This window comes from Streptomyces sp. NPDC002513, assembly GCF_053595355.1.
This window is the reverse complement of record NZ_JBSFXK010000029.1, coordinates 48,114-72,205: the sequence shown is the minus strand read 5'-3', so window position 1 is coordinate 72,205 and position 24,092 is coordinate 48,114. Positions and strand designations below refer to the sequence as shown.

At 72.5% G+C, this 24,092-nt stretch carries 21 protein-coding genes; 4 read left to right on the top strand and 17 right to left on the bottom strand.

The window, feature by feature from the left end; translation table 11 throughout:
- Positions 1 to 86: 86 nt before the first annotated feature.
- The 9 genes from ACWD5Q_RS20195 to rimP all read right to left on the bottom strand — a co-directional run bounded on the left by ACWD5Q_RS20195 (position 87) and on the right by rimP (position 12,498).
- Complete coding sequence (locus tag ACWD5Q_RS20195; RefSeq protein ID WP_451428382.1) at positions 87 to 1,043, bottom strand: bifunctional riboflavin kinase/FAD synthetase; 957 nt, start codon at positions 1,041 to 1,043, stop codon at positions 87 to 89.
- Between the two features lie 132 nt (positions 1,044 to 1,175).
- Complete coding sequence (locus ACWD5Q_RS20190) at positions 1,176 to 5,084, bottom strand: trypsin-like peptidase domain-containing protein (protein ID WP_451428381.1); 3,909 nt, start codon at positions 5,082 to 5,084, stop codon at positions 1,176 to 1,178.
- A 276-nt stretch (positions 5,085 to 5,360) separates the two neighbouring features.
- Positions 5,361 to 6,266, bottom strand: a complete 906-nt coding sequence (truB, locus tag ACWD5Q_RS20185; protein ID WP_451428380.1) for a tRNA pseudouridine(55) synthase TruB — start codon at positions 6,264 to 6,266, stop codon at positions 5,361 to 5,363.
- Positions 6,263 to 6,715, bottom strand: coding sequence for a 30S ribosome-binding factor RbfA (rbfA, locus tag ACWD5Q_RS20180; protein WP_451428379.1), 453 nt, complete (start codon positions 6,713 to 6,715; stop codon positions 6,263 to 6,265). Before rbfA ends, truB begins: the two co-directional genes overlap by 4 nt.
- A gap of 38 nt (positions 6,716 to 6,753) precedes the next feature.
- A complete protein-coding gene (locus ACWD5Q_RS20175) occupies positions 6,754 to 7,047 on the bottom strand; it encodes a DUF503 domain-containing protein (protein WP_451428378.1) in 294 nt (97 codons plus the stop codon).
- A 237-nt stretch (positions 7,048 to 7,284) separates the two neighbouring features.
- Complete coding sequence (gene infB, locus ACWD5Q_RS20170; protein ID WP_451428377.1) at positions 7,285 to 10,407, bottom strand: translation initiation factor IF-2; 3,123 nt, start codon at positions 10,405 to 10,407, stop codon at positions 7,285 to 7,287.
- A gap of 144 nt (positions 10,408 to 10,551) precedes the next feature.
- The gene (locus tag ACWD5Q_RS20165) at positions 10,552 to 10,863 is read right to left on the bottom strand and encodes a YlxR family protein (protein WP_451428376.1); all 312 of its coding nucleotides are present in this window, start codon (positions 10,861 to 10,863) and stop codon (positions 10,552 to 10,554) included.
- 127 nt (positions 10,864 to 10,990) lie between these two features.
- On the bottom strand, positions 10,991 to 11,986 hold the full coding sequence (nusA, locus tag ACWD5Q_RS20160) for a transcription termination factor NusA (RefSeq protein WP_451428375.1): 996 nt from the start codon (positions 11,984 to 11,986) through the stop codon (positions 10,991 to 10,993).
- A gap of 2 nt (positions 11,987 to 11,988) precedes the next feature.
- Positions 11,989 to 12,498, bottom strand: a complete 510-nt coding sequence (rimP, locus tag ACWD5Q_RS20155; protein ID WP_451428374.1) for a ribosome maturation factor RimP — start codon at positions 12,496 to 12,498, stop codon at positions 11,989 to 11,991.
- Between the two features lie 192 nt (positions 12,499 to 12,690).
- Between rimP and ACWD5Q_RS20150 the strand changes: the two genes are divergently transcribed.
- From ACWD5Q_RS20150 to ACWD5Q_RS20140, 3 genes are all read left to right on the top strand, one after another.
- Complete coding sequence (locus ACWD5Q_RS20150; protein ID WP_451428373.1) at positions 12,691 to 13,287, top strand: hypothetical protein; 597 nt, start codon at positions 12,691 to 12,693, stop codon at positions 13,285 to 13,287.
- The gene (locus tag ACWD5Q_RS20145; RefSeq protein WP_451428372.1) at positions 13,284 to 13,766 is read left to right on the top strand and encodes a ferritin-like domain-containing protein; all 483 of its coding nucleotides are present in this window, start codon (positions 13,284 to 13,286) and stop codon (positions 13,764 to 13,766) included. Before ACWD5Q_RS20150 ends, ACWD5Q_RS20145 begins: the two co-directional genes overlap by 4 nt.
- A 74-nt stretch (positions 13,767 to 13,840) precedes the next feature.
- Positions 13,841 to 14,743, top strand: coding sequence for an aminoglycoside phosphotransferase family protein (locus ACWD5Q_RS20140; RefSeq protein WP_451428371.1), 903 nt, complete (start codon positions 13,841 to 13,843; stop codon positions 14,741 to 14,743).
- A 282-nt stretch (positions 14,744 to 15,025) separates the two neighbouring features.
- Here ACWD5Q_RS20140 and ACWD5Q_RS20135 read toward each other — a convergent pair whose 3' ends face one another.
- From ACWD5Q_RS20135 to ACWD5Q_RS20115, 5 genes are all read right to left on the bottom strand, one after another.
- Positions 15,026 to 16,726 carry a proline--tRNA ligase gene (locus tag ACWD5Q_RS20135; RefSeq protein ID WP_451428370.1) on the bottom strand — a complete coding sequence of 567 codons (1,701 nt, stop codon included), beginning with the start codon at positions 16,724 to 16,726 and terminating at the stop codon, positions 15,026 to 15,028.
- Positions 16,727 to 16,848: 122 nt separating this feature from the next.
- On the bottom strand, positions 16,849 to 17,397 hold the full coding sequence (locus ACWD5Q_RS20130; protein WP_451428369.1) for a GNAT family N-acetyltransferase: 549 nt from the start codon (positions 17,395 to 17,397) through the stop codon (positions 16,849 to 16,851).
- Positions 17,398 to 17,428: 31 nt separating this feature from the next.
- On the bottom strand, positions 17,429 to 18,277 hold the full coding sequence (locus tag ACWD5Q_RS20125; RefSeq protein ID WP_451428368.1) for a GNAT family N-acetyltransferase: 849 nt from the start codon (positions 18,275 to 18,277) through the stop codon (positions 17,429 to 17,431).
- A gap of 93 nt (positions 18,278 to 18,370) precedes the next feature.
- Positions 18,371 to 18,628 carry a DUF397 domain-containing protein gene (locus tag ACWD5Q_RS20120; protein ID WP_451428367.1) on the bottom strand — a complete coding sequence of 86 codons (258 nt, stop codon included), beginning with the start codon at positions 18,626 to 18,628 and terminating at the stop codon, positions 18,371 to 18,373.
- Positions 18,625 to 19,440, bottom strand: coding sequence for a helix-turn-helix domain-containing protein (locus tag ACWD5Q_RS20115; RefSeq protein ID WP_451428366.1), 816 nt, complete (start codon positions 19,438 to 19,440; stop codon positions 18,625 to 18,627). Before ACWD5Q_RS20115 ends, ACWD5Q_RS20120 begins: the two co-directional genes overlap by 4 nt.
- 135 nt (positions 19,441 to 19,575) lie before the next feature.
- Here ACWD5Q_RS20115 and ACWD5Q_RS20110 point away from each other — a divergent pair, with 135 nt between their 5' ends.
- Positions 19,576 to 20,067: an ATP-binding protein gene (locus ACWD5Q_RS20110; RefSeq protein ID WP_451428365.1), complete on the top strand. Its 492-nt coding sequence runs from the start codon at positions 19,576 to 19,578 to the stop codon at positions 20,065 to 20,067.
- A gap of 26 nt (positions 20,068 to 20,093) precedes the next feature.
- Here ACWD5Q_RS20110 and ispG read toward each other — a convergent pair whose 3' ends face one another.
- From ispG to dxr, 3 genes are all read right to left on the bottom strand, one after another.
- Complete coding sequence (gene ispG / locus ACWD5Q_RS20105) at positions 20,094 to 21,251, bottom strand: flavodoxin-dependent (E)-4-hydroxy-3-methylbut-2-enyl-diphosphate synthase (protein ID WP_451428364.1); 1,158 nt, start codon at positions 21,249 to 21,251, stop codon at positions 20,094 to 20,096.
- 169 nt (positions 21,252 to 21,420) lie between these two features.
- The gene (locus tag ACWD5Q_RS20100; RefSeq protein WP_451428393.1) at positions 21,421 to 22,713 is read right to left on the bottom strand and encodes a M50 family metallopeptidase; all 1,293 of its coding nucleotides are present in this window, start codon (positions 22,711 to 22,713) and stop codon (positions 21,421 to 21,423) included.
- 8 nt (positions 22,714 to 22,721) lie between these two features.
- On the bottom strand, positions 22,722 to 23,978 hold the full coding sequence (dxr, locus tag ACWD5Q_RS20095) for a 1-deoxy-D-xylulose-5-phosphate reductoisomerase (protein ID WP_451428363.1): 1,257 nt from the start codon (positions 23,976 to 23,978) through the stop codon (positions 22,722 to 22,724).
- Positions 23,979 to 24,092: the final 114 nt, after the last annotated feature.

Here is a 24,092-nt window from a genome sequence, read left to right as displayed (position 1 = left end):
CCGTTCCACCGACCTTACGGACAGCGAGGATTCTACAACTGCGCGCAGCGGCGGGGAGTTTGCCGAGCGAACCCGGAACACCGGGTTCAGGCGCGGCCTTCGGCGTCCGCGATCAGCTCGCGGCAGCGCTTCACGTCCTCCGCCATCTGCTCCAGCAGGGCGTCGAGGGACTCGAACCGGGCCTGGCCGCGGACGAACGCGAGGAATTCGACGCAGACATGCAGCCCGTACAGGTCCAGGCCCACCCGGTCGATGGCGTACGCCTCCACGGTCCGCTCGGTGCCGTCGAACTGGGGGTTCGTGCCGACGGAGATCGCGGCCGGCATCGCCTCGCCCTGGGTGTGCAGCCACCCGGCGTAGACGCCGTCGGCGGGGATCGCGGTGTGCGGCAGGGTCTCGACGTTGGCGGTGGGGAAGCCGAGGTCACGCCCGCGCTGCGCGCCACGCACCACCACGCCCTCGACCCGGTGCGGGCGCCCGAGGATCTCACTCGCGCCCTCCACGTCGCCCTCGGCGATCAGCCGCCGGGTCAGGGTGGAGGAGAAGGGCTCGCCGCCGCCCGCCTCACCCGACACGTACAGATCCACGACCTCGACGTCGAAGTCGTACGTCTTGCCCTGCTCGGTGAGGAACTCCACGTTCCCGGCGGCCTTGTGGCCGAAGCGGAAGTTGGGGCCCTCGACCACGGCCTTGGCGTGCAACTTGTCGACCAGGACCTTGACCACGAAGTCGGCGGGCGAGAGCCGGGAGAACTCGGTGGTGAAGGGCAGGATCAGGACCGCGTCGACGCCCAGTTCGTCGCACAGTTCGGCACGGCGGTGGTGCGGGGCGAGCAGCGGCGGGTGGCTGCCGGGGCGCACGACCTCGCTGGGGTGCGGGTCGAAGGTGACGAGGACCGAGGGAACGCCCAGTTCGCGGGCGCGTTCCACGGCATGCCGGATGATCACCTGGTGTCCGCGGTGGACTCCGTCGTAGGAGCCGATGGTGACGACGCTGCGCCCCCAGTCCTCGGGGATGTCCTCCAAGCCACGCCAGCGCTGCACTGTGACCGCTCCTCGTCGAACCCGTGTCCGTGATTGCCTCGTACGCAGGTCTAAGGGTGCCATGCCCCGGGCTCTCGGCCCGCATCGGCATGGTGGCTGTGACGGGCGGCACGCGCGGCCGGCCGGGGCCGGTCAGGCCGGGACCCGTACGGAGGCGAGGTTCTCGATCGTGCGGCGGGTGCCGGGAGCGACCACGGCGTCCCACTCCCCCGGCGTCTCGGCCAGCCAGCGGGCGACGAGCCGCGCGAAGCCCGGCGCGCGGCGGGCGAGGTCGAGAAGGCCGCGGTCGAGCCGGGCGGCGCCCTCCGGGGTGCGGGCCAGCAGCAGGGCCGCCCGGTGGATCACCGGACGGGCGTGCGCCGCCCCGCCGTGGTGCGCGCCGTCGGCGGCGGCCCGCAGCAGGGCGTCGAGGACGGCGGGGTCCCGCTCCTGGGCGAGCAGCAGGTCCAGCAGCTCGTGCCGCAGGGGGCGGGATTCCTCGCCGCCGGGCGCGGCGAGGACCACGGCGAGCGCGGCCCGCATCCCGGGCGGCCCGCCGTCGAGCAGTCCGGCGACCAGCGGCAGCAGGACGGCGCGGGCGGCGAGTGGGTGCTCGAGCCGTCGGCCTACGTAGGCGGCGACCTGGTCCGCGAGGCTCCGGGCACCTGCCGGGCCACCGGGGCTTTCCTCCTGCGGGCGCTGTGCCGCGGCCTCGCGGACCAGGGCGGCGACCTGGCGGGCGAGGGCGGGTGTGGTGGCGTCGGTGAGGGCGCACAGGGTCTCGCCGGTGTCGGGTCCGGAGTGCCGCAGCCGGGTGCGGACCGCGGAGAGCACCGGTTCCGGGTGGGTGGTGAGGGCGGCGACCAGGGCGCTCGGGGGGAGCTGGGGGTCACCGGCGGCGAAGCGCGCGAGGGCCCCGGTCAGGTGCCGGGCGCGGGTGCGGGGGTCGCGTACGAGGAGCGCGAGGGCGCCCCCGTGCACCGCGCAGTCGGCGGGGCGGGCCAGCACGGCGAGGGCGGCGTGGCGCAGCAGCGCGCGGTCGGCCTCGGCGACGGCGTAGGGGGCGGCGCGCAGTCCGTACGCCATCGCCGCGACCCGCCGGGCGGGCCGCTCGTCGCGGGCCCACCGGTCGACGGCCCGGCACACGGTCGACGGCTCCTCCTCGGCGAGCACGGTGAGCAGTTCGTCGCCGCGCCGGTGCGCGCTGTCGGCGAGCGCCTCGGGCAGGTCGTCCGGGGCACGGTGCCGGTGGGTGTGCAGCAGGGCCTGCGCGGCCCTCGCCACGGTCGCGTGCGGGGTGGCGGGCAGCGGGCGCTCGTCGTCGAACCAGCGGGTCAGGTGGCGTTGTACGGCGACGGGGTCGGCGGCGAGCAGCCGCGCGACGGCGTCCAGGTACCGGGGCGGGGCGGCGCCGTCGCTCGCCTCCGCCCGGCGGTCGCCTTCCCGGCCGGGCCCGGCGCCCGGGGGCAGGCCGCGGTGTCCGCCGGCGTGCGGGGGCTCGTCCGCCGTGACCAGTCGCCTGAGCAGGTCGAGGCGTTCGGCCCCCGGCACCGGCAGCGCCGCCCAGAACCAGGGCGCGAACGCGCGGGGGACCCGCCGCCCCGCGGCCCGCCACCGCACGATGCGGTCCGCGAGGAGGCGCAGGACGTGCAGGTACGGCCTTGCGTCGGGCAGCCGGACGAGGGTGTCGGTGAGGAGGTGGACGGCCCACCAGAGCGCCTCGTCGTCCGGTGGGGTGGGGCCGGGCGCCGGCAGCGCGTCCACCGCGTGCACCAGGTCCTCCAGGCGCAGGGCGAGTCCGGCCGGGCCCTCCCGGCGGGCGAGGTGCAGCAGCGCCTGGACGACCGGGCCGATGCGATGGTGCGGCACGGGCCGGGTGCGGGACGAGGCGGCGGCCCGGTGGAGGGGACGGGCGCGGCGGCGTGCGGCGGCCGTGGCGGCGAGGGAGGACACCGGGCGCTCTCCCGTGCGGGGCACGCTCCGGTGCACCAGGGTGTGCAGGGCGGCGTCCAGGTCGAGGTGCCGGCCCTGGAGCCAGTCGGCGAGTTCCTGGTGGGCGAAGCGATAGCCCCGGCCCACGGGCTGGATCAGGCCCTCGGCGAGGACGGCGCAGGCCCAGCCCGCGGTCCCGCCGAGCCGTCGTCCCGGCGCGGGCCCCCAGGGGAAGACGGCCTCGAAGGCGGCGGGGTCCAGGATGCCCCCTCCGGGGCCGAGGGCCCGGCGGGCGGCCTCGTGGACCTGCCCGGAGACCTTGGCCGCGAGACGGCGTACGGCCGTGCCGCGCAGCCCGTTCTCCTCGGCGAGCCGCACCGCGATGCGCAGGCAGACCAGATCGAGGTGGGCGGAGAAGACCTCGTCACGATCGACCGGCACATCCGGACCATTCAGCGCATCCGGTGCGTACGGCAGGTCCGGCGCGCCCGGTGCGTCGGGAAGCGCGGCGCGCACCTCTCCGAGCAGGCGCAGGGTGAGCGGGTGCCGGGCGTCGGCGTCCTGGAGGAGGCCCTCGGGGATGCCGTGGCGGGCCAGGGCCTCGCGTGCCTCGGCCGGGGTGAGAGCGCCGAGCGCCACACAGGGAGGCAGATGGTCCGGCACCGGGACCGGATAAGGCGTGGCCGAACCTGCCCCCGCGACCGCATGAGACGCGTCCGAACCCGCCCCCACAACCGCGCGAGACGCAGCCGGACCCGCCCCCACAACCGCGCGAGACGCGTCCGAACCCGCCCCCACAACCGCGCAAGGCGCATCCGACCCCACCCCCGCGACCGCCCAAGGCGCGTCCGGACCCGCCCCCGCCTCCACCGCGCGCCCCCGGTGCAGCAGTTCCTGCGGGAACCGGGCCCCGGCCTGTTCCCAGTGCTCCGGCCCGCAGGCCAGCACCAGCCGGGCCCCGGTCGTGCGCAGCCAGGCGGCCGTGTCCCGTGTCCACTCGGGGAGCCGGCCGGCGAGACCGGCCGGCATCTCCTCGGGGTCGTCCAGGAGCAGCAGCAACGGGCGCCCGGCCGCCCGCGCGATCCGCGCGAGATCCTCGGGCCGGACCCCGCCGGGCTCGCCCTCACAGCGTTCGGCCGGGGACTCGGCCGCGGGATCACCACCGCCGCCCCTCCGGTGCAGCGCCCGCCCCACCGCGGCGGCCAGGGAGGGGTCCGTGTCCCTGAGGTCCGCCCCGCGCAGCCACAGCACCGGGGCCGGCTCGGGGCCCCGGGCGTGCCGTGCGGCGAGAGCGGCGAGTTCCGTCGTACGGCCGCTGCCGGGGGCGCCGACGAGTGCCAGGACGGCGGACGTGCTCTGCTCGAAGGCCGTGAACTCCTCGGTGATCCGCCTGCGTGGGACGGTGACGCGGTCGTCGGGCGGGCCGCCTGTCGCCACCCGCGCCGTGAGGTCCAGGACCCCCGCGAGGTTCAGGTCCGCCCCGTAGGCGGGGACGGTCCGCGCGTTGCGGTCCAGCAGTTCGTCGAGCGGCCGGCCGAGCCCCCGCAGCGGGACGGCGAATCCCGTGGCCCGGTGTTCCGTGTGCAGCCGGGTGCCGAGGACGGCGAGCACGGCGCCGGTCGTGGCGTCGAGGACCGGTCCGCCGGCGGCCCCGCCGCCCGGGCGGAGCGCCTCGGTGCCCGCTGTGCCGACCGCCAGTTCCAGGGCGTCGTCGACGAGGCGGGAGCAGTCGGCGGCCCGGTAGGCGGCGGCGGTCGTGCCGAGCACACGGGCCTCGCGCCAGCCGCCCGCGGCGATCCTGACGTACGCGCCGGCCTCGATCCGGTCCCGCGCCGTGACCGGGAGCGGGTCCAGGCCCAGCCCCTCGGTGCGGACCAGGGCGAGGTCGGCGTACGGCAGCGGGGTCACCGCGTCGGCGTCCACCACGCTCACGCGTCCGTCCGGCGCGTGCAGCACCAGGCGGGCCAGTCCGTCGACGGCCTCGTGGCTGGTGACCAGCGTGCCCCGGTGGTCGATCGCGAACCCGGTGCCGCGGGGGCGTCCTGCCAGATCGCACACCCGTACAAGGGCGGAACCCGTGCCGTGCCCTGCCTCGCCGCCATCCGGTGTCCGAGAGCCTCGTACCGCCATGCTCGAACCTCCCCGCCGTGCCTGAGCCCGACGGTAGGCCGCTGGTGATCAACGGAACAGATCGCGCGGCGAACGCGCCCCCTTCCGCTCCCTCCGTTCACTCCGAGCGCCTGCTCGATGGGGTGAATAGACGAGGCGGGATGGATACACCTCTGGGAGGGGGAACAGAGGGGGGACCGTGGAGCGGCGGCTCGAGCCCCGTGATCGCCGCTCCACGGGCACCGGCACCGGTTGAACCGCGCCGAACCCGGCCGGCCGCCGGCACCGGTCGAACCGTCAGCCGAACACGGCCAGACTCTTCGCCTTGCCCTTGACCGCCTCGACCAGCGCGAGCAGGCGGCCCTGAGGGTCGAGGACGGCGACGGGACCGGCGTCCGCGTACACGTCGGGCATCTCCAGGCGCACACCGTTCGTCAGCAGCCTGGCCCGCTTGGCGTCCACGTCCCAGCGGGGGAACGCCGCCGTGGCGGCCTCGGCGAGCGGCAGCACGATCAGCTCCTGCTGGAGCTGGTCCAGGGTGCGCGCGGAGTCGATCTTGTACGGCCCCACGCGGGTGCGCCGCAGGGCGGTGAGGTGGCCGCCGACCCCGAGGTCCGCGCCCAGGTCACGGGCGAGGGCCCGGACGTAGGTCCCGGAGGAGCAGACCACGGAGACCACCAGGTCCAGCACCGGGGTGCCGTCCTCGGCGACGGCGTCCCGGACGTCGTACACCGTGAAGGAGGAGACGGTGACCTGCCGCGCCGGGATCTCGAAGTCCTCGCCGTCACGCGCCCGCTTGTACGAGCGCACGCCGTCGATCTTGATCGCGCTGACCTTGGACGGGACCTGAAGGATGTCGCCGGTCAGCTTGGCGATCCCCGCGTCGATGGCGTCGCGGGTGACCCCGGAGGCGTCGGCGGCGGAGGTGATCTCCCCCTCGGCGTCGTCCGTGACGGTGTTCTGCCCGAGCCGGATGGTGCCCAGGTACTCCTTCTCCGTCAGCGCGAGGTGCCCGAGGAGCTTGGTGGCCTTCTCCACGCCGAGGACGAGCACGCCGGTCGCCATCGGGTCGAGGGTGCCGGCGTGTCCGACGCGCCGGGTCCGGGCGATCCCGCGCATCTTGGCGACGACGTCGTGCGAAGTGAAGCCCGACGGCTTGTCGACGATGACAAGGCCGTCGGGCGTCTTGTGCTGCTGGGTCATTCGGAGGTGTCGTCCGTCTCGTCGTCGGAGCCGGGCTTCCGGTACGGGTCGGCGTCACCGGCGTACGAGGCGCCCGTGGCCGAATCGCGCACCTTCGCGTCGGAGGCGCGCGCCTGGTCGAGGAGGTCCTCGATGGTCCGGGCGGTGTCCGGCAGGGCGTCCGCGACGAAGGTGAGGGTGGGCGTGAACTTCACGCCCGCGGCGCGGCCGACCTCGGAGCGCAGGATGCCCTTGGCGCTCTCCAGGCCCGCGGCCGCGGACTTCCGCTCCTCGTCGTCCCCGTACACCGTGTAGAAGACGGTCGCTTCCCGCAGATCGCCCGTCACCCGGGTGTCCGTGATGGTGATGTGCGAACCGAGCCGCGGGTCCTTGATCCCGCGCTGGAGCTTCTGGGCCACCACCTCTCGGATGAGGTCCGCCAGCCTCTTCGCCCGCGCGTTGTCGGCCACTGGTCCGTCTCCCGTTCTTTCCTGTCTCTGTTCATTGCTCAGTCGTCGTCGCCGTGGAAGCGCCGTCTGACGGACAGCAGCTCCACCTCGGGGCGCCCGGCGACCAGCCGCTCGCACCGGTCCAGTACGTCGGTCACATGCACCGCGTCACCGGCGACCACCGCGAGGCCGATGCCGGCCCGCCGGTAGAGGTCCAGATGGTCCACCTCGGCCGCGCTCACCGCGTACTTCCGCTGGAGTTCGGCGACGATCGGCCGGACGACGGAGCGCTTCTCCTTCAGCGACCGTACGTCGCCCAGGAGGAGGTCGAAGGACAGTGTCCCCACATACATGTGTGATCCGGATGACCCGCCGGTACGGGATCGATGGCCCCGCCACCGGAAGGGGCAGGGTCACGAAAACCGTACAACGAACACCGGAAGCGGCTCGACGGGGTTTTCACCGGAGGCCGTCGAGCCAGGCGCGGGGGTCCGGGGCCAGGAGCCCCGGAGCAGACGCCGCGCTGGCCGACGGGACATGGTCCCGTCGGCCAGCGGCGATCCGTCGGCTTTTACACCCGCGGCCGGGTGTTACACCCGCGGCTTCTCGCGCATCTCGTACGTCGCGATGACGTCGTCGATCTTGATGTCGTTGAAGTTTCCGAGGTTGATACCGCCCTCGAAGCCTTCGCGGATCTCGGTGACGTCGTCCTTGAAGCGGCGCAGGCCCTCGATGTTGAGGTTCTCCGCGACCACCTTGCCGTCGCGGATGAGGCGCGCCTTGGTGTTGCGCTTGACCTCGCCCGAGCGGATGAGAACACCGGCGATGTTGCCCAGCTTGGACGACTTGAAGACCTCGCGGATCTCCGCCGTACCGAGCTCGACCTCCTCGAACTCCGGCTTCAGCATGCCCTTCAGGGCCGCCTCGATCTCCTCGATCGCCTGGTAGATGACCGAGTAGTACCGGACGTCCACGCCCTCGCGCTCGGCCATCTGCGCCGCGCGGCCCGCCGCGCGCACGTTGAAGCCGATCACGATGGCGTCCGAGCCCATCGCCAGGTCGATGTCCGACTCCGTGACCGCACCGACGCCGCGGTGCAGGACGCGGATGTCGACCTCTTCGCCGACGTCGAGCTGGAGCAGGGAGGACTCGAGCGCCTCGACCGAACCGGAAGCGTCACCCTTGATGATCAGGTTCAGCTGCTGGACCTCGCCGGCCTTGAGCACCTTGTCCAGGTCCTCCAGCGAGACACGGCGCGTGCGCTTGGCGAACGCGGCGTTCCGCTCGCGGGCGGCACGCTTCTCCGCGATCTGGCGGGCCGTACGGTCCTCCTCGACCACGATGAAGTTGTCGCCGGCACCCGGGACGTTGGTCAGACCCAGGACCTGCACCGGCGTCGACGGGCCGGCCTCGGCCACGTTGGCGCCGTTGTCGTCGAGCATCGCCCGGACGCGGCCGTACGCGTCGCCGACCACCATCGTGTCGCCGACCCTCAGCGTGCCTCGCTGGACGAGGACCGTCGCCACGGCACCACGGCCGCGGTCGAGACGGGACTCGATCGAGATGCCCTGCGCGTCCTGGTTCGGGTTGGCCCGAAGGTCCAGGGTGGCGTCGGCCGTGAGGATCACGGCCTCCAGCAGGCTGTCGATGTGCAGGCCCTGCTTGGCGGAGATGTCGACGAACATCGTCTCGCCGCCGTACTCCTCGGCCACCAGGCCGTACTCGGTCAGCTGACCGCGCACCTTGGTCGGGTCCGCGCCCTCGACGTCGATCTTGTTGACCGCGACCACGATCGGCACGTCGGCCGCCTTGGCGTGGTTCAGGGCCTCGATCGTCTGCGGCATCACACCGTCGTTGGCCGCGACCACGAGGATCGCGATGTCCGTCGACTTGGCACCACGGGCACGCATGGCGGTGAACGCCTCGTGACCCGGGGTGTCGATGAAGGTGATCGCCCGGTCGTCGCCGTTGACCTCGGTCGTGACCTGGTAGGCACCGATGTGCTGGGTGATGCCACCGGCCTCGCCCGCGATGACGTTCGTCTTGCGGATGGCGTCGAGCAGACGGGTCTTACCGTGGTCGACGTGACCCATGACGGTCACCACCGGCGGACGGACGACCAGGTCCTCCTCGGAGCCCTCGTCCTCACCGAACTCCAGGTCGAAGGACTCGAGCAGCTCGCGGTCCTCCTCCTCGGGGCTGACGATCTGAACCGTGTAGTTCATCTCGCCGGCGAGGAGCAGCAGGGTCTCGTCGGAGACGGACTGCGTGGCCGTGACCATCTCGCCCAGGTTCATCATGACCGCGACGAGGGACGCCGGGTTGGCGTTGATCTTCTCCGCGAAGTCGGTGAGCGACGCACCGCGCGACAGGCGAATGGTCTCGCCGTTGCCGCGAGGCAGCATCACACCGCCGACCGACGGGGCCTGCATGGCCTCGTACTCCTGACGGCGCTGCCGCTTCGACTTGCGGCCGCGACGCGCCGGACCGCCGGGACGGCCGAACGCACCCTGCGTGCCACCGCGGGCACCCGGACCGCCGGGACGACCGCCGAAGCCGGGACGGCCACCGCCGCCACCGCCGAAGCCGCCGCCGGCACCGGGAGCACCGCCGCCGGGACGGCCGGCGAAGCCGCCGCCGCCACCGGGACGACCGGCACCGCCGCCGGGACGGCCGGCGAAGCCGCCGCCACCGCCGGGACGACCGCCGCCACCGCCGGGACGACCGGCACCGGCCGGGCCACGGCCGCCGGGGCCGGGACGCGGGCCGGCAGCGGGACGCTGCGGCATCATGCCGGGGTTCGGACGCGGACCCGCGGGGCCGCCGCCGGGACGGGGACCGCCCTGCGGACGGGGCATCGAGCCCGGAGTCGGGCGCGGACCGCCCGGAGCCTGCGGACGGGGACCGCCGGCCGCGCCCTGCGGACGGGGACCACCCTGGCCCGCGCCCTGCGGACGGGGACCGCCCTGGCCCGCGCCCTGCGGACGCGGAGCGCCGGGGGCACCGCCCGGGCCGCCCGGACGGGGGCCGCCCTGCGGACGGGGCGCCTGCGGACGCGCCATACCGGTGGAGCCACCGGAGGTGAAGGGGTTGTTGCCCGGACGGGGACCGGCCGGACGGGCACCGGGACGCGGTCCCTGGCCACCCGGACGCGGGGCACCCGGACGAGCGCCCTGACCGCCGCCCTGACCCTGGCCCTGGCCGCGCGCGTCGGGACGTGCGCCGGGCTTCGGGGCGCCGGGACGGGCTCCCGGACGCGCGGCCGGGGCCGGCGTCTGGGCAGCCGGAGCCGACGGCGGTGCCGTGAACTCGGGCGTGCTCGGGGCCGGGGCCGCCGGGGCGGGCCGCGGCGCGGGCTTCGGGCCGGGCGTCGGCCGCGGGCCCGGGGCGGGGGGTGCTGCCGCAGGACGCTCGGCCGCGGGGCGCTCAGCCGCCGCAGGCTTGGGCGCCGGCGGACGCGGGGCAGCCGGACGAGCCGCCTGCGCCGGGGAGGGCGCGGCCGGCCTGGCCGGTGCGGCCTTGCGGGGCGCGGCGGGCTTGGCGCCACCGCCGTTGCCCTGCTGCAAGGCGTCGGTCAGCTTGCGTACTACAGGCGCCTCGATCGTCGAGGACGCCGAACGGACGAATTCACCGAGTTCCTGGAGCTTGGCCATGACGACCTTGCTCTCCACACCGAACTCCTTGGCGAGTTCGTAGACCCGGACCTTAGCCACTTCGCTCCTTTGAGGTCCGGGTTGCGGCCGGACCGTCGCTAGTTCATGGGCGTACTCATCGCGTACTCATCGAGTGCTCATCGCAATCTCGACCTGCTTTCGACTCGCGAGGTACCAGACCGCACAGGGATCCGTGCGGGCGTCTTACGGTGCTGCCTGCTCAGCGAGGCGCTGTCGGCAACCTTCGGTCTGCTCGACGTACTGGCGCAACGCCTTTACCTCGAGCGGTCCCGGGACGCGGAGCGCCCTGGGGAATGCCCGGCGGCGGACCGCCAGGTCAAGACAAGCCGACACGGGGTGCACATACGCACCCCGGCCGGGCAGCGTACCGCGAGGATCGGGGACACAGATGTCCTCGATCACCACGGTGCGCAGCAGTTCGTCCTTGGCCGCTCGCTCCCGGCACCCCACGCAGGTGCGCTCAGGGCATAGGCGGGCGTGCGTCCGGCCAGACACGGTTAAGTCTACCTCTCCGCAGCGACCTCACCCCTACGGGGCAAGAATCGAACACCTGCTGCGCTAAAACTGTCGTGATCTCAGCGGCACTCGGCCGGGAAGTATTCCCCGGCCGAGGTCAGCGGCCTCATGCCTGCCGGTCGGCGGGCTGCTCGGTGTCCGGTCGGATATCGATCCGCCAGCCGGTCAGACGGGCCGCGAGACGGGCGTTCTGCCCCTCCTTGCCGATCGCGAGCGAGAGCTGGTAGTCCGGGACCGTCACCCGGGCGGAGCGGGCCGCGAGGTCCACGACCTCCACCTTGGAGACGCGGGCCGGGGAGAGGGCGTTCGCCACCATCTCGGCCGGGTCGTCCGACCAGTCGACGATGTCGATCTTCTCGCCGCTCAGCTCGGCCATGACGTTGCGCACCCGGCCGCCCATCGGGCCGATGCAGGCGCCCTTGGCGTTCAGACCCGATCGGGTGGCCCGGACGGCGATCTTCGTGCGGTGGCCGGCCTCACGGGCGATCGCGGCGATCTCGACGGACCCGTCGGCGATCTCCGGCACCTCCAGGGCGAAGAGTTTCTTCACCAGATTGGGGTGGGTGCGCGAGAGGGTGACGGACGGACCGCGCACACCCTTCGCCACCCGTACGACGTACGACCGGATCCGCTTGCCGTGCTCGTACGACTCACCCGGCACCTGCTCCTGCACCGGCAGGATGGCCTCCAGCTTGCCGATGTCCACGAGCACGTTCTTCGGGTCGCGGCCCTGCTGGACCACACCGGTGACGATGTCGCCCTCGCGGCCCGCGTACTCGCCGAGCGTCGCGTCGTCCTCGGCGTCGCGCAGGCGTTGCAGGATGACCTGCTTGGCGGTGGTGGCGGCGATGCGGCCGAAGCCCGACGGGGTGTCGTCGAACTCGCGCGGCTCCTGGCCCTCCTGAAGGTCCTCGCGGTCCTCCTTCGCCCACACAGTCACATGGCCGGTCTCCCGGTTGAGCTCCACGCGCGCGTGGCGGCGGCTTCCCTCGGTGCGGTGGTAGGCGATGAGGAGGGCCGACTCGATCGCCTCGACCAGCAGGTCGAAGGAGATCTCCTTCTCCCGAACCAAGCCCCGCAGGGCACTCATGTCGATGTCCACGGCTACGCCTCCTCCTCTTCCTTCATGTCCTTCGTGTCCTTGCGGTTGAACTCGACCTGGACGCGCGCCCGGTCGATGTCCGGGAAGGCGAGCCTGCGGGTGGTGGCCTTGCGGCCCTTCACACCGGGCACCTCGAGGTCGACTCCGTCGTCGTCGGCCCGCAGAATCCTGGCGATCAGCTCGCCGCCCTCGGCAAGCTGGAACTTCACCAGCCGGCCCTCGGCCCGTACGTAGTGCCGGTGTTCCGTGAGGAGGCGCTCCGCGCCCGGGGTTCCGACCTCGAGGGTGTACTCGCCCTCGCCCATCGCGTCCGTCTCGTCGAGCTTCGCCGAGAGCGCGCGGCTCACATCGGCGATCTGGTCCAGGTCGGCTCCGGTGTCGGAGTCGACGACGACGCGGAGCACACGCTTGCGTCCGACGGAGTCCACCGCGATCTCTTCGAGATCAAGGCCCTGGGAGGCGACGAGCGGTTCCAGCAGTTCTCGCAGCCTCTCGCTCTGGGTGGTGCTCATCCGGGTGACTCCTCGGCCGCGTGTGCTGTTGTGGGGTGGTCGCGCGTCAGGTCAAAGGGTATCCGGTCCCGGAGGGTGTTGCCGTCCACCGGCGGCCGGGCCGGGCCGCCGGGCCCGGCCGCCCCCGTTCGGCCCGCCGCGGCCCGGCCGAGCCGATGGCGAGCGGTGGGGCGGCGCGCGGGTACGGTGATCATGGGCAGCCGCCCATCCGATCGTACGAGGCCTTCGAGGACGTCTGCCGTGCCGTTCCCCCCGCACCCGCGCACCCGTCTGCGCAGAAGGAGCCTGCTCGCGTCGGCCGCGGGCGCCGCGCTGGTCGCGGGCTGCTCCGGTGCCGCCGATCCGGCCGGCCCGGGCCCCCGCTCCTCGGCCGCCGACCGGGTACGCGCGCATGCCGCCCGCGACAGCGAGGAACTGGCGCAGCGCTACACCGCCGTGATCGCCGCCCATCCGGCGCTGGCGGCCCGGCTGGTTTCGCTGCGGGCGGAGACCGTCCGGCACGCACAGGCGTTCGGCGGCCACGCCGGGACCTCGACGTCCCCCTCGGCTCCGGCGTCCGCGGCCCCTTCGGCAGCGGGCCGGGCCTCAGGCCCCGCCTCACCCGCCGCGTCCGCCGTCCCCGCGGACCCCAAGGCGGCCCTCGCCGGGCTGGCCGCGGCCGAGCGCGCCCTGGCCGACCGGCGGACCGGCGCGCTGCCGGACGTGCCGGGTGAGCTGGCCCGGCTGCTGGCGTCCGTGGCGGCGGCCGGGGCCGCCCATGTGTATCTGCTTAACGAGGGCGGACAGTGAGCGGCGGCGAGAGCACACCGAAGGACGGCGGCGAGCTCGCGGCCCTGCAGGCCGCCCTGGGTGCCGAGCACGCCGCGGTCTACGGCTACGGTGTGGTCGGCGGGCGCGTCCAGCAGGCCCGGCGGGCGGAGGCTCAGGCCGCCTACGACGCCCACCGCGCCCGGCGGGACGAGCTGGCCCGGGCCGTACGGGACCTGGGCGGCACGCCGGAGGCCGCCGCGGCGGCGTACGCGCTGCCCTTCTCCGTCCCCGACCCGGTCGCCGCCGTACGGCTGGCCGCCGAGCTGGAGGAGCGGGTGGCCGGGGTGTACGCGGACCTGGTCAGGGCCTCGACGGGCGCGTGGCGGCGGTCCGCGGCCGAGGCGCTGCGGGAGGCGGCGGTGCGGGCGGTGCGCTGGAGCGGCGAGAGCGTAGCCTTCCCTGGTCTCGCCGAGCGGGCGGCGGCCACCCCCGCAGCGTCGGCGACCCCGCGGCTCTGAGCGGCACCGCGGGACGCAGGCCCACGCGCACTTCGCACGTGTGCGAAGCCGACCTGGAAGGGAACAACTCGCGCATGGCTTTCGAACCGCCGCGCCGTCTTGTGCGGGCCCTTGGCGAGACGCACCGGGACGGTGGCGCCGAGTGGCTGGCCGCGCTGCCCGAGGTGATCCGGCAGGCCGTGGATCTACGCGGGTTGACCGTGGAGCGGGTGCAGGCGCCGGGCGGCCGCAGCAGTGTCGTGCTGCTGGTGCGGCAGGCGGACGGCAGCCCCGCGGTGCTGAAGCTGGCGCCGCCCCGGGCGCGGCCGGAGAGCGAGCGGGCGGCGCTCGCGCACTGGCACGGTTCCGGGGCCGTACGGCTCCTGGACGCGGACGCCGAGCGGGGTGTGCTGCTGCTGGAGCGGCTCCATCCGGAGCTGTCGGTGCGCTCGCTGCCGGAGGCGAAGGCCCTGCTGGAGGCGGCCGGCACGCTGCGCCGGCTGTGGGTCGAGCCGCCTGCCGGGCACTCCTTCGAGACGGTGGCCGAGCGCACCGCGCGGCAGGCCGAGGCGATGCGGGAGGGCGCCCGGACGGACGCCGAGGCCGCGCCGTTGATCGAGGCGGCGCTCGCGGCGCGTGAGCGGTTGCTGGCCGCACCGCCCGAGGAGCGGCTGCTGCACGGCACCCTCCGGCAGAGCAAGATCCTCGCCGGGGAGCGGATGCCGTGGCTGGCCGTGGGCCCGGACCCGGTGGTCGGCGAGTGCGCCTTCGATCTGGCGCGCCTGGTGCGCGACCGGGTGGAGGACCTGGTCGCGGCGCCCTCCGGCGCGTCGATCACCCGTCGCCGGGTGAAGCGGCTCGCGGAGTCGCTGGACCTGGACCAGGAGCGGCTGCGCGGCTGGACGCTGTTCCGGGCGGTCGAGTCCGGGGTGCGGGCGCGCCGGGTGGGCCGCCCGCAGGACGCGGAACTCCTGCTGGAGTTCGCGACCTGGCTGTAGCCGGACGGAGCCTGCCGGACGACACGGAGCCCGCCGAACGGCGCGAAGCCCGCCCGACGGCACGAAGCCCGCCGAACGACACGAAGCCCTCCGGGCAACGCGAAGCCTCCCGGACGGCACGGAGCCTGCCGAACGGCGCGAAGCCTGCCGAACGGCGCGAAGCCCGCTGAACGGCGCGAAGCCTGCCGGACTACCTCAAGAGCCTTCGCGGCGGCAGGGGAAAGCCGACGGCCGCCGGTCCGGGAGACCGGCGGCCGTCGTCGCGTCGAAGGCGGGGGACCGTCAGGCGGTGAGGCGGGCGATCGCCTCGTCCACCGACAGCTCCTCGCGCTCGCCCGTCCGGCGGTCCTTCAGCTCCAGGACGCCCTCGGCGGAGCGGCGGCCCGCCACCAGGATCTTCGGCACACCGATCAGCTCGGCGTCCGTGAACTTCACGCCCGGGGAGACACCGGCCCGGTCGTCCACCAGGACCCGGAGGCCGGCCTCGGCCAGCTTCCCGGACACCTCTAGGGCCAGTTCGGTCTGGAGCGCCTTGCCCGCCGCCACCACGTGCACATCGGCCGGGGCGACCTCCGCGGGCCAGCACAGGCCCTGCTCGTCGGCGGTCTGCTCGGCGAGCGCGGCGACCGCGCGGGAGACACCGATGCCGTAGGAGCCCATGGTCACGCGGACCGGCTTGCCGTTCGGGCCGAGCACGTCGAGCTTGAGGGCGTCGGCGTACTTGCGGCCGAGCTGGAAGATGTGGCCGATCTCGATGGCGCGGTCGAGCTTGAGGCCGGTGCCGCACTTGGGGCACGGGTCGCCCTCCCGCACCACCACGACGTCGACGTAGGCGTCGACCTCGAAGTCACGGCCGGCGACGACGTTCTTCGCGTGCATGCCCTCCTTGTTGGCGCCGGTGATCCAGGAGGTGCCGGGGGCCACGCGCGGGTCGGCGATGTACGTGACCTTCTCCAGGCCCTGCGGGCCGACGTAGCCGCGCACCAGGTCGGGACGGGCGACGAAGTCGTCGACGGTGACCAGTTCGACGGCGGCCGGCGCGAAGTGCGCCTCGACCTTGCCCATGTCGACCTCGCGGTCGCCGGGGACACCGACGGCGACGATCTCGCCGTCGACCTTGACCAGGAGGTTCTTCAGGGTGGCGGAGGCCGGGACGCCGAGTGAGGCGGCGAGGGTCTCGATGGTCGGGGTGTCGGGGGTGGGGATCTCCTCGAGCGCGGGCACCTCGGAGGCGTCGACCGGCTTCAGCTCGTAGGTGATCGCCTCCGTGTTCGCGGCGAAGTCGCCGTTCGGGCAGTCGGCGAAGGTGTCCTCGCCGGCCTCGGCCGGGGCGAGGAACTCCTCGGACTTGGAGCCGCCCATCGCGCCCGCGGTCGCGGCGACGATCCGGTAGTCGAGGCCGAGGCGCTCGAAGACGCGCTGGTAGGCCTGACGGTGCAGGGCGTAGGACCCGGCGAGGCCCTCGTCGTCCAGGTCGAAGGAGTACGAGTCCTTCATCAGGAACTCGCGCCCGCGCAGGATGCCCGCGCGGGGCCGGGCCTCGTCCCGGAACTTCGTCTGGATCTGGTAGAGGATGACCGGCAGGTCCTTGTACGAGGACGCCTGGTCCTTCACCAGCAGGGTGAAGATCTCCTCGTGGGTCGGGCCGAGCAGGTAGTCGCCGCCCTTGCGGTCCTTCAGGCGGAACAGCTCGGCGCCGTACTCGTCCCAGCGGCCGGTCGCCTCGTACGGCTCGCGCGGCAGCAGGGCGGGGAGCAGCACCTCCTGCGCGCCGATCGCGTCCATCTCCTCGCGGACGATCCGCTCCACGTTGGCGAGGACCTTCTTGCCGAGCGGCAGCCAGGTCCACACTCCGGCGGCGGTACGGCGCACATAGCCGGCGCGCACCAGCAGCTTGTGGCTGAGGACCTCGGCGTCCGCCGGGTCGTCGCGCAGCGTCTTCGCCATCAACTGGGACATGCGCTGGACCGGTGCGTTCGCCATGGTTTCTCGTACTCCTGCCGATGGGGTCCCCCGCTCCGGCGAAGCCGAGCGTGGGGGAGGCTGATGGTTGCCTGCCGGGGTACTAGGAGGTTAGCCGGGCCTGCTGTGCCGGTGGAAATCCGTCAGCGGCGGCGGAGCGGCAGCGGGGCGCCCATCACGGCGTACGGCGTCGGCGCGCTGGGGAAGGCCACCTGCCGTGCCAGGTCCACATAGCCCAGGGAGCGGTACAGGCCGCGGGCCGGGCTGTCCGTGTCGACCGCCGACAGGATCGAGCGGGGCTGGTCGGCGCTGTCGGTGATGGTGGTGATCAGGGCGCGGCCGATGCCGCGGTTCTGGTGGGCCGGGTGGACGTGCAGTTCGGTGATCACGAAGGAGCTGTCGAGCCAGTCGTCGTACCCCTGGGCACGCAAGTAGGGCTCGACGATGGTGGACCACCAGTGCGTACGGTCGTTGGGCATGCCGTAGACGAACCCTGCGAGCCGTCCGTCGGCGGTGGTGGCGCCGAGGGCACGCGCTCCCGGGTAGGCCATGTGCCGCACCACGATCTGGCGGCGTATGGCGACCTCCTGGGCGCCGAGCCCGAAGGCGACGGCCTGCACGGCGAGCGCCTCGTCGACGCGCGCGGACAGGTCCAGGGGGCCGATCACTACGTCGTCGGGGGTACGCGGCATGCCTGGAGCCTACCGGGGTGCCGGACCGCTCTCAGAACAGGATGCTCATGAAGGCGCCGGCCTCCTGGAACCCCACGCTGCGGTACGTGCGCCGGGCGGCCGTGTTGAAGTCGTTGACGTACAGGCTCGCCACCGGCGCCACGTCCGCGAGCGCGTAGCGCAGCACCGCCGCCATGCCGGGTGCCGCGAGGCCCTGGCCGCGGTACTCGGGGGCGACCCACACACCCTGGATCTGGCAGGCCCTCGGGGTGGCCGCGCCGATCTCCGCCTTGAACATGACCCGGCCCTGGTCGTCGAGCCGGGCGAACGACCGTCCGGCGCCGACGAGTTCGGCGACCCGGGCCTGGTACAGCAGTCCCCCGTCGCCGGCCAGCGGGGAGACGCCGACCTCCTCGGTGAACATCGCCACGCACGCCGGCATGATCGTCTCCACCTCGTCCTTGCGGACGCGGCGGACGTACGGATCGGGGGCGACGCCGTCGGGCATACGGTCGGTGACCATGAGCGGCTGGTGGGCGCGGACGTCGCGGGCCGGGCCCCAGCCGGGCTCCAGCAACCGCCACAACTGGGCGGTGGGCCCGGCGGGGCCGACGATCGAGGAGCAGCGTCGGCCGGTCCGCCGGGCACGGTCGGCGAAGGCGCGCACCGCGCGCGGGGTCGCGCAGACCGGTACGAGGTTGGCGCCCGCGTAGCACAGCGACGTGAGGATGCCGTCCTCGTACCAGCCCCACATCTCGCCGCCGAGGCGCCAGGGGTCGAGGCCCGCGACCCGGACTCGGGACGTCACGAAGGCGTTCGCGACCGGCTCGCGGTCGAGAACGGCGAGCGCGGCGTCCAGGTCACTCGGTTCGAGGACCCGGGTGGTGGTCTGCGTCAACACGTGCGGATGCCTTCACCCTGGGGTCTGCTGATCTCCGCACTGTACCTGGCGTCCCTGTTCGGCGCCGCCCGGTGGCATCGGGTGAGCACACCGTCACCGGGTGGCGAAACCTATGAACGCCTTCCAGGCGGTGGGCGGGAGGGTGAGGACGGGACCGGTTTCGGGGACGCGTTTGGAGTCGCGGATGTGGATGGCGGTGGGGCAGGGGGCGACCTCCAGGCATTCGCCTCCTTCACCGTCGCTGTAGCTGGACTTGCGCCAGGCTAGGGCGACTTCGAGGCACTCGCCTCCCGCGCCGCTGCTGTAGCTGCTCTTGAACCACACGAGCTCTGACGCTTCTTGGGCGTTCATGTCTCCCTCAGCAACTTCTCTACGTGGGCCAACGATTCGCGAGGCGTCAGGGCTTGGGCGCGCAGAACGCCGTACCGCTCGTCAAGCTCCCTGACGGTGGACCGGTCAGTGAAGAGGCGACTGCTCTTGAAAGCCTCCACATAGGCGATCCTGCGCCCGTTTGCGGTCTCGATCAAGGTGAAGCGACCCGAGAGTGCCGCATGCTCCTCACGACTGTCCGGCATGACCTGGATCTCGGCGTTGGGCCGCTCACCAATGAGCAGGATCTGCTCCAACTGCCCTCGCATGACTGCCGGTCCACCCAATCGCTTGCGCAGAACCGCCTCCTCGATCACGAAACTGATCACGGGCATCGGCCTACGCACGAAGACCGCCTGCCGAGCCAGTCGCGCCGCCACGCGCTGTTCGATCGTCGACTCGTCCAGCGGAGGCCGCCGTATGGCGAACACCGCTCGCGCATACTCCTCCGTCTGCAACAGACCAGGGACCGTTTGCACACCGAAGAAATGCAACGCGACCGCTTCCTTCTCCAACTTCGCCGCATCCTGGAAGAACGGCGGATACTGCGCCCTCTCCATCTCCTCGACGAACTCCAGCAACACCCCATGCGCACCCAGCACTTCATCCGCCTGCACGATGAACTGCCGTGGCGGAATCCGCCTCCCCTGCTCGAACGAGGCGATGGTGGACTCGGAGTACCCCGTACGCGCCCCCAGTTCGGCCCGCCCCATCCCCACCCACATCCGCAACCTCTTCAACTGCCGCCCGAAAATCTGCGGCACACCCGTCCCTACAGCCTGTTCGTCGCTCATACTCCCCTCACCGCTCTCGCGCAGCACCGGTTACGGCTCAACCCGCGTACAGACGCGCCCTGACCACGTACAACGCCCTGCGGTCGAGGTTCAGCCGCTGTTCAACGCTACGCAGCGTGCGCGACCGTAAGCATCATGAAGTCAGCAACTCCCTCCGACTGGCATATGCAGAAGTGCACCGCGCCCGCGCGCACGTTCGAGATGCGGTTCACGTCCAGTCCCCGGGGCGCCCGGCTCGCCCGGCGTCTCGTCTCGCTTCGGCTCCATGAGTGGGGGCACCCCTACGACGGCGCCCTCAACGAGACCGCCACCCTGATCGCCGCCGAGCTGGCCGCCAACGCCGTACGGCACGGGCATGTGCCGGGGCGGGACTTTCATCTACGGCTCGTCGAGGCGCCGGACGGCGTACGGCTGGAGGTGTCCGACACCAGGACCGAGCGGCTGCCCGAGGCGCGGCCCCCGGGGGGCCCGGCGGACGACGAGTCCGGGCGGGGGCTGCTGCTGGTGGAGGCGCTGGCCGAGCGGTGGGGCGTGGAGCCGCGCAGCCCCGGGAAATGCGTCTGGGCGGACGTACGACAAAGTCCCACCACCGAACGAACGGTGACGGGACTCTCGCGGAACTCGTAGAACTCGTGGAACGTGCGGGGCGTGTGTCAGCCCGCGACCGAGACGGACGGCTCGCCGGAGGCCACGCCGTCCTTCTCCATCTGCTCGGCGAGCTTCATGGCCTCCTCGATCAGGGTCTCCACGATCTTCGACTCGGGCACGGTCTTGATGACCTCGCCCTTGACGAAGATCTGACCCTTGCCGTTGCCGGAGGCGACACCGAGGTCGGCCTCACGGGCCTCGCCCGGACCGTTCACGACACAGCCCATGACCGCGACCCGCAGCGGCACCTCCATGCCGGTCAGGCCCGCCGTGACCTCCTCGGCCAGCGTGTACACATCCACCTGCGCGCGCCCGCAGGACGGGCAGGAGACGATCTCCAGACCCCGCTGGCGCAGGTTCAGCGACTCCAGGATCTGGATGCCGACCTTGACCTCCTCGACCGGAGGCGCGGACAGCGAGACGCGGATGGTGTCGCCGATGCCCTGCGACAGCAGCGCGCCGAAGGCGACGGCCGACTTGATCGTGCCCTGGAAGGCCGGGCCCGCCTCGGTGACGCCGAGGTGGAGGGGGTACTCGCACTGCTCGGCGAGCTGGCGGTACGCCTCGATCATCACGACCGGGTCGTTGTGCTTGACGGAGATCTTGATGTCCCTAAAGTCGTGCTCCTCGAAGAGCGAGGCCTCCCACAGCGCCGACTCCACCAGCGCCTCCGGGGTGGCCTTGCCGTACTTCTGGAGCAGGCGCCGGTCCAGGGAGCCCGCGTTCACGCCGATGCGGATCGGGGTGCCGTGGTCCCTGGCCGCCTTCGCGATCTCCTTGACCTTGTCGTCGAACTGCTTGATGTTGCCCGGGTTCACCCGGACGGCCGCGCAGCCCGCCTCGATCGCCGCGAAGACGTACTTCGGCTGGAAGTGGATGTCCGCGATCACCGGGATCTGCGACTTCCGCGCGATCGTGGCCAGCGCGTCCGCGTCGTCCTGCGTCGGACACGCCACCCGCACGATCTGGCAGCCCGACGCCGTCAGCTCCGCGATCTGCTGCAACGTGGCACCGATGTCCGACGTACGCGTCGTCGTCATCGACTGCACCGACACCGGCGCGTCTCCGCCCACCGCCACGGATCCGACCTGGATCTGCCGGCTCTTGCGGCGCTCGGCGAGCTTGGTCGGAACGGACGGCATGCCGAGTGAAATCGCAGTCATCTGGTGTGCAACCCCAAGTTGTGGATCAAGGTCTGTTCCCGTAACGGCGGGCTCCAAGCCCCGAGATTACGCCACACGCGTGTGCGCCAGCACATCACCGCCCGCTAAACCCACCCATAGGGCGGCGGCCGGGAAGAGAGCCTCCCCGGCCGCCGCCAACGCCGTATGGCTAGGAGATTTTCACGGGGTTAACCACGTCCGCGACCAGGACGAGCAGGGTGAAGCAGACGAAGATCCCGGCCACCACGTACGCCACCGGCATCAGCTTCGCCACGTCGAACGGGCCCGGGTCGGGGCGGCGCAGCACCCTGGCCACGGCGCGGCGCAGCGACTCCCACAGCGCGCCCGCGATGTGCCCGCCGTCCAGCGGGAGCAGCGGAAGCATGTTGAACAGGAACAGGGACAGGTTGAAGCCCGCGACGAGCAGCAGCATCATCGCGATCTGCTGCGACGGCGGGATGTCCAGCGTGAATACCTCGCCGCCGACCCGGGCCGCGCCGACGACGCCCATCGGGGAGTCCGGCTGGCGCGGGGCGTTGCCGAAGGCCGCGTCCCACAGGGCGGGGACCTTGCCGGGCAGGGAGACCAGCGACTCCACGCCGTTCTGCATCATGTCGCCCATGCGCTGCACGGACTGGTCGAGGGACTGCGGGACGATGCCGGCGGCGGGCGTGAAGCCGAGGAAGCCGGCGTAGACGTACTTGCCCTCGACGTAGCCGCCGTTGCCGTCCGTCTTGCTCACCTGGTTCTTGATCAGGTGGGTGTGCAGGTCGACCTGCTGTCCCTTGCGCTCGACGGTGATCGTGACGTCCTTGCCGGGGTTGGCGCGGATGTCGGACTGGAGGGTGTCCCAGTCCGCCACCTGCCAGCCGTCGAAGGCGACGATCTTGTCGCCCGGCTTGAGGCCGGCGGCCTGGGCGGGCGTGGCCGGGTCGCCCTTCTCGCACTTCGTGCGGTTCTCGCTCTGCTGGATGACGCAGTCGGAGACCTTGGAGACCGTGGTGGTCTGGGTCTGGATGCCGAAGGTCATCATCACGCCGAGGAAGAGCGCCACGGCGAGCACCAGGTTCATGAAGGGGCCCGCGAACATGACGATGACCCGCTTCCACGGCTTGCGCGTGTAGAAGAGCCGCTCCTCGTCACCGGGCTGCAGTTCCTCGAAGGACTGGGCCCGGGCGTCCTCGATCATCCCGCGCCACGGCGAGGTGGAACGGGCCTCGATCCGGCCGTCCGGACCCGGCGGGAACATGCCGATCATCCGGATGTAGCCGCCGAGCGGGATCGCCTTGACGCCGTACTCGGTCTCGCCCTTCTTGCGTGACCAGACGGTCGGGCCGAACCCCACCATGTACTGCGGCACGCGGATGCCGAAGAGCTTGGCCGTCGTCAGATGCCCCAGCTCGTGCCAGGCGATCGAGATCAGCAGTCCGAGCGCGAAGACGACTATGCCGAGGATCATCATCAGGGTCGTCATGCACGAACCTCCGCGGTTGCCGTCTGTGCCGTCAGTTCCCTCGCCCGGGCGCGCGCCCAGGTCTCCGCTTCGAGGACGTCCGAGACGGTGAGGGAAGTTCCCGTACCGGGTGTGCCGTGCTCCTCCACCACCCGCGTCACCGTCTCCATGATCCCGGGAAACGGCAGTGCGCCGTTCAGGAACGCGTCGACGCACTCCTCATTGGCCGCATTGAACACCGCCGGGGCCGTGCCCGCGAGCTCTCCCACGTGCCGGGCGAGTCCGACCGACGGGAACGCCTCGTTGTCCAGCGGGAAGAATTCCCAGGTCGAGGCCTTGGTCCAGTCGAAGGCAGGGGCCGCGTCGGGCACCCGCTCGGGCCAGCCGAGTCCGATGGCGATCGGCCCCCGCATATCGGGGGGCGTCGCCTGCGCCATCGTCGATCCGTCCGTGAACTCCACCATCGAGTGGACATACGACTGCGGATGCACGACCACCTCAATGCGGTCGAAGGGAATGTCGTACAGCAGATGGGCCTCGATCACCTCGAGTCCCTTGTTCACCAGGGTCGCGGAGTTGATCGTGATCACCGGGCCCATCGCCCAGGTGGGGTGGGCGAGCGCCTCCTCGGGCGTGACCCCGGCCAGCTCGTCCCGGCTCCGGCCGCGGAACGGGCCACCGGAGGCGGTGACGACGAGTTTGCGCACGTCCGCGCGGGTGCCGGAGGCCAGGGCCTGGAAGAGCGCGGCGTGCTCGGAGTCGACCGGGATGATCTGTCCGGGCTTGGCCAGGGCCTTCACCAGCGGGCCGCCCACGATGAGCGACTCCTTGTTGGCGAGCGCCAGGGTGCGGCCCGCCTCCAGGGCGGCGAGGGTGGGCGCGAGGCCGATGGAACCGGTGATGCCGTTGAGGACGGTGTGGCCGTCGGAGGCGGCGAGCCGGGTGGCCGCGTCGGGTCCGCAGAGGATCTCGGGAAGCGGCTCCCCGGGGCCGTACTGGGCGCTCAGGGCCTCACGCAGGGCCGGTACGACGTCCTCGCGCGCGACCGCGACCGTGCGCACCCGCAGCCGGCGGGCCTGCTCGGCGAGCAGTCCGACCCGGCCGCCGTTGGCGGAGAGCCCGGTGACCTTGAACCGTTCGGGGTTGCGCAGCACGAGGTCGATCGCCTGGGTGCCGATCGAGCCGGTGGAGCCGAGGATCACGACGTCCCGTATTCCGTCCACGGGGTCGAAGACGAGATGGGGGTCGGCAAGAGGGGCTGGACTGTCGCTCATCCCTCCATTGTTGCCGCACCGCGTCTCCGGCAGGACAGAGCGTCCCTCAGCCGGGCGGAACCGCGCGGGCACGGGGTGGCGCGTCGCGCTGCACGCCCGCACCAAGAGCTCCGA

What these genes read in the sequence shown, in the direction of transcription:
- ACWD5Q_RS20190 (WP_451428381.1), bottom strand. Translation starts at nt 5,084, where the DNA reads ATGGCGGTACGAGGCTCTCGGACACCGGATGGCGGCGAGGCAGGGCAC.
- truB (WP_451428380.1), bottom strand. Translation starts at nt 6,266, where the DNA reads ATGACCCAGCAGCACAAGACGCCCGACGGCCTTGTCATCGTCGACAAG.
- ACWD5Q_RS20175 (WP_451428378.1), bottom strand. Translation starts at nt 7,047, where the DNA reads ATGTATGTGGGGACACTGTCCTTCGACCTCCTCCTGGGCGACGTACGG.
- rimP (WP_451428374.1), bottom strand. Translation starts at nt 12,498, where the DNA reads ATGAGCACCACCCAGAGCGAGAGGCTGCGAGAACTGCTGGAACCGCTC.
- ACWD5Q_RS20150 (WP_451428373.1), top strand. Translation starts at nt 12,691, where the DNA reads ATGGGCAGCCGCCCATCCGATCGTACGAGGCCTTCGAGGACGTCTGCC.
- ACWD5Q_RS20140 (WP_451428371.1), top strand. Translation starts at nt 13,841, where the DNA reads ATGGCTTTCGAACCGCCGCGCCGTCTTGTGCGGGCCCTTGGCGAGACG.
- ACWD5Q_RS20135 (WP_451428370.1), bottom strand. Translation starts at nt 16,726, where the DNA reads ATGGCGAACGCACCGGTCCAGCGCATGTCCCAGTTGATGGCGAAGACG.
- ACWD5Q_RS20130 (WP_451428369.1), bottom strand. Translation starts at nt 17,397, where the DNA reads ATGCCGCGTACCCCCGACGACGTAGTGATCGGCCCCCTGGACCTGTCC.
- ACWD5Q_RS20120 (WP_451428367.1), bottom strand. Translation starts at nt 18,628, where the DNA reads ATGAACGCCCAAGAAGCGTCAGAGCTCGTGTGGTTCAAGAGCAGCTAC.
- ACWD5Q_RS20115 (WP_451428366.1), bottom strand. Translation starts at nt 19,440, where the DNA reads ATGAGCGACGAACAGGCTGTAGGGACGGGTGTGCCGCAGATTTTCGGG.
- ACWD5Q_RS20110 (WP_451428365.1), top strand. Translation starts at nt 19,576, where the DNA reads ATGAAGTCAGCAACTCCCTCCGACTGGCATATGCAGAAGTGCACCGCG.
- ispG (WP_451428364.1), bottom strand. Translation starts at nt 21,251, where the DNA reads ATGACTGCGATTTCACTCGGCATGCCGTCCGTTCCGACCAAGCTCGCC.
- ACWD5Q_RS20100 (WP_451428393.1), bottom strand. Translation starts at nt 22,713, where the DNA reads ATGATGATCCTCGGCATAGTCGTCTTCGCGCTCGGACTGCTGATCTCG.
- dxr (WP_451428363.1), bottom strand. Translation starts at nt 23,978, where the DNA reads ATGAGCGACAGTCCAGCCCCTCTTGCCGACCCCCATCTCGTCTTCGAC.